This window comes from Terriglobales bacterium (assembly GCA_035624475.1).
GTDB lineage: Bacteria > Acidobacteriota > Terriglobia > Terriglobales > Acidobacteriaceae > DASPRL01.
This window is the reverse complement of sequence record DASPRL010000022.1, coordinates 1-6,102: the sequence shown is the minus strand read 5'-3', so window position 1 is coordinate 6,102 and position 6,102 is coordinate 1. Positions and strand designations below refer to the sequence as shown.

The window sequence follows — 6,102 nt, the reverse complement described above, 5'->3', positions numbered from 1 at the left end:
GTTGTGGGAGAGCACGGTGAACTTCCAGTCCAGCAGGCTGCAGGGACGGAGGCGGCCGACGGTGGCGGTCATGCCCGCACCGCGGTCCACGTCCAAACGGGGCTGCGGCCGGTCGGCGGCGGGATCGTATTCCAGCGGGCGCTCGGGGGCGTTGGGCAGGCGCAGTTCTTGCGGAACGCCGCGGAAGCCGTTCCAGGCGGCGATGATCTCCTCCGCGGTGGCCGGGCGCCTCAGCTTGACCGAGACCGACTCGGTGTGGCCTTCCTCCACCGCGACGCGGTTGCAGTGCACGCTGATGGCGAGGGCGGCGTCGGCGACGCGTTTGCCGTCCAGCCGGCCCAGCAGCTTGCGCGCCTCCGCCTCGACCTTTTCCTCTTCCCGGGCGATGTAGGGAATGACGTTGCCCAGGATGTCGAGCGAGGACACGCCGGGATAGCCGGCCCCGCTGATGGCCTGCATGGAGACCATGAAGACTTTTTCCAGCCCGAAGGCGCGCTCCAGGGGCGCCAGCGCCATCACCAGGCCGATAGCGGTGCAATTGGGGTTGGTGACCAGAAAGCCGCCCGACTTGCTGCGCGACTCCTGGCACTCCAGCAGGCGGACGTGGTCGGGATTGACCTCGGGGATGACCAGGGGCACGTCCGGCCACATGCGGCAGGCGCTGGAGTTGCTGATGACGAAGTGACCGGCGGCGGCGAAGCGGGGCTCCAACTGCTCGGCGGCGGCCGCGTCCAGCGCGGCGAAGATGAGGCGGGGAGCGCCTTCCGGGGTGGCCGAGGAGACGGGCATCCCGGCCACCGCCGGCGGGATCGGGGTCTTCAACTGCCAGCGCGCTACCTTGCCGTAGGCCTGCCCGGCGGAGCGCTCCGAGGCCGCCAGCCAGGTCACCTCGAACCAGGGGTGGCGCTCCAGCAGTTGCAGGAAGCGCTGGCCGACGATGCCGGTGGCGCCCAGGATCCCGACTGGAATCTTGGCGGGGGACATAGGATTTCAGGATTCTACACCAGCGTTTGCGCGCGGCCGGAGGCGGGGCCGCAGGCAGGTGTCTCGCGGAGGCCGGGAATCTGATATCCTCGGCATGTCGGCCCCCAGCCGGCGACTGGAGCTGTCTTCCAGGATCCTGGGCGCACCCCGGCGCCTTTCCAGTCTTGCGGCGCCCGGACCCGCGGAGAAGGGACGGTCCTCGTCATGCCCGAGCTACGCCAGAACCGCTTCACCAAGGAATGGGTCATCGTCGCCACCGAGCGCGCCAAGCGCCCGGAGGAACTGGCCGTCAAGAGGGAAACCAAGGAGATGCCCCACTACTCGCCCAAGTGTCCCTTCTGCCCTGGCAACGAAGCCATGGCGCCGCCGGAGGTGCTGCGCATCCCCGACGACGGCGCCTGGAAGGTGCGGGTGGTGCCCAACAAGTTCGCCGCGCTGGCCCGGGAGGGCGAGCTGACCCGCAAGATCGAGCGCTCCAAGCGCACCATGAACGGGGTGGGCATCCACGACGTCTTCGTGGACACGCCCGACCATGCCTTGACCACCGCCCTGCTCCCGGATGAACAGGTGACCGACATCCTTTCTTCCTACCTGCTGCGCTTCAAGCAGGTCAGCGCCGACCCCCGCATCGCCCACGTCACCATCTTCAAGAACCACGGGGCGGCGGCGGGCACCAGCCTGGAGCATCCCCACTCGCAGATGATCGCCACCCCGGTGATCTCCTCGCACGTGCGCGGGCGGCTGCACGAGGCGCTGCGCCACTACGACGAGTTCGGGGAGTGCATCTTCTGCACGGTCTTGGGAGAGGAGTTGGAGGAGGGAAGCCGGGTGGTGGTGGAAGGGAAGCAGTTCGTGGCCTTCGAGCCCTTCGCCTCCAGCTCCCCCTTCGCCACGCACATCTTCCCCCGCCGCCACATGGCCAGCTTCGGGGACATCAACCAGGAGGAGATCCAGGACCTGGCCGCCGTCCTGAAGACGGTGCTGGCAAGGCTGTACTTCGGCCTGGAGAACCCGGACTTCAACTACACCATCCGCACCGCCCCGGCGGAGAGCGCCGGCGTCCCTTACTACCACTGGTACTTGAGCGTGATTCCGCGGCTGACGCGGGTGGCGGGTTTCGAGCTGGGCTCGGGGATGTTCATCAACACGGTGCTGCCCGAGGCGGCGGCCGAGTTCCTGCGCAACGTGAAAGCGGAAAAGCCGGCTGCGGTGGCCGGCTAGCGGGGAAGGGCGGGGCTAGTCGCGCACCACCTCGGCTTTGTCGGCGTCGATCACGATGCGCAGCAGCTTGTAGTTCGAGTCGAGGAAGAGCGCCCAACTGCTGCCGTCCTCGTAGTGCAGGTCGAAGTGGTCGAGCTCCACCTGGTTGCCGCGGATCTGCACCTTCTCCTTGCCCTTGTATTCCAGCGTCACCTTCATGGACATGTGCTGGCGTGGCACCAGGACGCCAAAGTCGGTCTTGGGCATGGCGCAGCCCTTCTCGCTGGGAGTGGGGCCGCAGGCCGCCGCCAGGTAGCGCCAGACCAGGATCTCGCGCTGGATGAAGGAATTGTCGTCCAGCACCATGGTGGAGTGAGGGAGCAGGAAGGGGATGTCCAGGGGTTTCTCGTTGCCGCCGGGCATGACGTGTTCGATCAGGAACTCGTTGCTGGGCTCCACCACCACCTGGGACTTCTCCGGGAAGACCGACTGCCACTCGTAGCGCAGCAGGTCGCCATTGGCCGCCAGCTCCAGTTGGGTGGTCTGGGTGGCGCGCTGGTCCCCTCCTTCCACCTTCAGTTCGGCGGTGGCCACACTCTTTTCCTTGCCCTGCTCGATGCGGAAGCTCTCGGAGCCGACGCGTTTGCCGTTGATGAAGATGCCGAAGGTGCCGGAATCCACCGTCTTGCCGCCGCCCTCTTCCTTGTGCGCCAGCAACGAGGCCGGCAGCGCCACCGCGACCGCCATCACCAGAACCACCCACCGCAGACGACCAGATTTCACCGTACCTCCCCAGGAGTGGAGGGTTCCGAGGCCTGCAGTTGCAGGCGGGCCAGCACCTCGTCGGCCACGGCTTCGAGCGACTTGGCCTCGGTGTCCACTCGCACCTCTACAGCCATATATCGCATTCTCCGCTCTTCATACAATTGGCGAAAGCGGTTCTCCTCCTGAAACAGGGGACGGGCGGCATGGGTCTGGGCGCAACGCCGCCGCAGTTCTTCTACCGAAGCGTCGAGGAATACCACCGGGCAGCCCGTGGCCCGCAGCCGGCGCGCGTTCTCCTCCTGCACGGGTGCGCCTCCGCCCAGTGCGATCACGGTGGGCCCGGAGGTGGGGAGTTCGCGCAGCAGGTCGGCCAGGGCCGCGGACTCGGCGCCGCGGAAGGCGGCTTCCCCGTCCTCGCGGAAGAGGTCGGCGATGGTGCGGCCCTCGCGCTGTTCGATGCGCTCGTCCAGGTCGAGGAAGCGCCAGCCCAGGCGCGCGGCCAGGACTCGTCCCACGCTAGTCTTGCCGGCCCCCATGAAGCCGATCAGGAACAGGGCGCGGGCGCGTTGCTCCGCCGGAGGGTTCATGCCGGTGCTGAAATGGCGGCGTTCCGCCCGCTCTCGCTCACCGCTTGGTGACGCGGATTGTACCACTCAGCGAGCGCAGCCGGACGGAAGAGGCGCCGCTGTTGGCGGTGCCCGCGAAGGCCTTGCCGGCGGTGAGCGGGAAGGTGGTGCGCCGCTTGGACTGTTCCAGGGGGAAGTCGCTGAAGGCGCTGCCCTTCATGGAGCGGGCCGTCAGATCCACCGAGGCGCTGGCGGGCAGGCTGACGTCGATGTTGCCGAAGTTGTTGGTCAGGGAATAGTCGCCGTTGGAGCCGAAGTCTCCGGTGTAGCGGATGTTGCCGTTGGTGGTGTTGACCGTGACCTTGGGGCCGGTGACGTTGAGCAGCTCCACGTCGCCGCCCACGGAGGTGATCTCGACGTGCCCGCCGCTGACGTTGGTCAGCGAGATGGGGCCGTCCACGGTATGGACGTGCACATGGGCGTCGCTGACGTCGCGCACCTCCACCTTGGCGAGATCGCCTTCCAGGATCACGTCGCCGCGCAGCCTCTCCGCCGAGTAGGGCCCGGTGGAGCCGCGCACGCTCACGCTGGCGTCCATGGGAACGCTGACCTCATAGTCCACCCGGGCCTCGTCCGGGCTGGCTCCGTCCTGCATGTGGGTGCGCGCCTCCGTGCGATTGCCGGCCTGGCTGCTGTCCACGTCCACCTTGTCGGAGTGGGTGGTGGCGGTGATGGTGACCTGGTGCCCGGGAACGCCTTTGACGGTGACCGGCCCGTATTCGTTCACGATGGTCACCAGGGGCTTGGGCCCGACCGTGTACTTGAACTCCTTCTTGCTCTCGGCGGCCAAGGCGACGGTGGCGGCGAAGGCCAGCGCCAGCAGGACGGTCTTGGATGCGGGTGTGCTTGCCATGTTCGTTCTCCGGGTCATGCTACTGCATTGAGTGCGACATTGCCATCTCGTAGAGCATGGCCTTCTGTTCGTAGGCTTGCCGCAGGCTGTCGCGGGCGTCCTCGTCGTCGGGGTTGGTCTCCACGTTGTGCTTGGCGTCGCGGATGTAGGCGTTGACGTTCCTCAGATTGCGCTCGTAGCGGGCGCGGACCTCGGGCTCGCGATCGGCGACCGAGGCCAGGACCTTCTGGTCGTTGGCGTCCATGGCGGGGCTCTCGGCGACCACGGCGTTCGCCGGGGTCGCGTGCCCGCCGAGGTTGCGATAGAGCAGGGCCCCGGAGAAGACCAGGACCAGGACGAAGGCGGCAGCCAGGGTGGAGCTCGCCCAAGTGGGAGCGGGAGGGACCCAGGCCGGAACCAGCGGCGGGTCGGCAGCCGGACGCGAGGACTCGATCAGCCCCTCCATCTCGGCGGCGGCGCGGATCCGCTGCCACACCTGCGGAGGGGGCTCGTCACTGGCCGCCAGCCGGCGCGCCTCCTCCGCGATCAAGGTCAGGTCCTGCGTCAGCCCGGAACACTCCCGGCAGGAGCGCAGGTGTTCGGCTTCCTCCGCCGTGGCGCCGTTGTCCAGCACCTCCGGCAGGGCCTTCTGAAATTCTGCGCACTTCATGACTTCCTCTCCCTCAGCGTCTCTACCTCTGGCCCGCTCCTCTCAGCGGCTGCTGGCCTTCTCGGCTCTGCTCATCCGGAGGAGCTCGCGCAACTTCAGGCGCGCTTTATGCAACTGCGACTTGCTGTTTCCGATGGAACAGCCCATCATCTCGGCGATCTCGTTGTGCTCGTAGCCCTCCACGTCATGCAGCACGAAGATCACGCGGTACCCCTGCGGCAGGCTCTCGATGGCGCGCTCCAGGTTGACCCGGTCGATGGAGCCCGCCAGCACCGGATCGCGGGCCCCGATATCTTTGCGGGGCGCGTCCTCCTGCTGCGGTTCCAGCGTCTCTTCCAGCGAAACCTCGGGTAGGCCCTTCTTGCGCAGCTTCATCAGCACCACGTTCACCGCCATGCGGTGCAGCCAGGTGGAGAACGCCGACTCGCCGCGGAAGGTGGCGATCTTGCGGTAGAGCTGCAGGAACGCCTCCTGCGTCAGGTCTTCCGCCTCCGCCACGTTGCTGGTCATGCGCAGGCATAGCGAATACACGCGGCGCTTGTGCAAGGCATACAGCACCTCGAACGCGTCCGGATCCCCTCGTTTCGCTCTCTCGATCGCCTCAGCTTCGGAGAGCTGCGCGACCTCTGTCTTCTTGACCTGTGGCAAGAATCGCCTTTGTCAGGCCGCTATCTACCTAGATGCGGCCTAAGTAGCTGACCGTTGTATGGGTTGCGGGATGCCGTATCCAGTCGTCCATGTACCGGCGGCGGGCTCCCTCAAGGTACTCTCAGGGCAGGGTAACGGCATCCCCCCTGCCAGTCAACCAGCCTCCAGAGCCGCCTATTCCAGATCCTGTCGCGGGGCCGGTATCGGCTCTCTCCTCAAGCAGTTGCGGACTTCGTGGTGATGGTTTCCAGGCCGTGGCCGTGGGGTCCGGTCTCCCGCCGCCGCAGCAGCCAGGCAAAAAGTACGCCCAGGAACCCCAGGATGGAAAAGATCCACATCCCTAAAGAGTAACCACCCGGATTGGTGGCGCTGGCCTG

At 66.9% G+C, this 6,102-nt stretch carries 7 protein-coding genes; 1 reads left to right on the top strand and 6 read right to left on the bottom strand.

Annotation, left to right across the window (positions count from 1 at the left end; translation table 11 throughout):
* A partial coding sequence (asd, locus tag VEG08_01230; protein HXZ26600.1) for an aspartate-semialdehyde dehydrogenase occupies window positions 1-984 on the bottom strand: 984 nt, incomplete at its 3' end.
* Window positions 985-1,188: 204 nt separating this feature from the next.
* Between asd and galT the strand changes: the two genes are divergently transcribed.
* Entirely contained in the window at window positions 1,189-2,205 is a 1,017-nt protein-coding gene (gene galT, locus VEG08_01225) for a galactose-1-phosphate uridylyltransferase (protein HXZ26599.1), read from the top strand.
* 15 nt (window positions 2,206-2,220) lie between these two features.
* On the opposite strand, the gene VEG08_01220 is transcribed toward galT, so the two are convergent.
* From VEG08_01220 to VEG08_01200, 5 genes are read right to left on the bottom strand one after another with little or no spacing between them, the layout of a single operon-like run.
* Window positions 2,221-2,967, bottom strand: coding sequence for a hypothetical protein (locus VEG08_01220; GenBank protein ID HXZ26598.1), 747 nt, complete (start codon window positions 2,965-2,967; stop codon window positions 2,221-2,223).
* Window positions 2,964-3,536 carry a shikimate kinase gene (locus tag VEG08_01215; protein HXZ26597.1) on the bottom strand — a complete coding sequence of 191 codons (573 nt, stop codon included), beginning with the start codon at window positions 3,534-3,536 and terminating at the stop codon, window positions 2,964-2,966. The genes VEG08_01220 and VEG08_01215 overlap by 4 nt, the downstream gene beginning before the upstream one ends.
* Before the next feature lie 37 nt (window positions 3,537-3,573).
* On the bottom strand, window positions 3,574-4,428 hold the full coding sequence (locus tag VEG08_01210) for a DUF4097 family beta strand repeat-containing protein (GenBank protein HXZ26596.1): 855 nt from the start codon (window positions 4,426-4,428) through the stop codon (window positions 3,574-3,576).
* 19 nt (window positions 4,429-4,447) lie between these two features.
* Window positions 4,448-5,077, bottom strand: coding sequence for an anti-sigma factor (locus VEG08_01205; protein HXZ26595.1), 630 nt, complete (start codon window positions 5,075-5,077; stop codon window positions 4,448-4,450).
* Between the two features lie 42 nt (window positions 5,078-5,119).
* Entirely contained in the window at window positions 5,120-5,725 is a 606-nt protein-coding gene (locus VEG08_01200) for a sigma-70 family RNA polymerase sigma factor (GenBank protein ID HXZ26594.1), read from the bottom strand.
* Window positions 5,726-6,102: the final 377 nt, after the last annotated feature.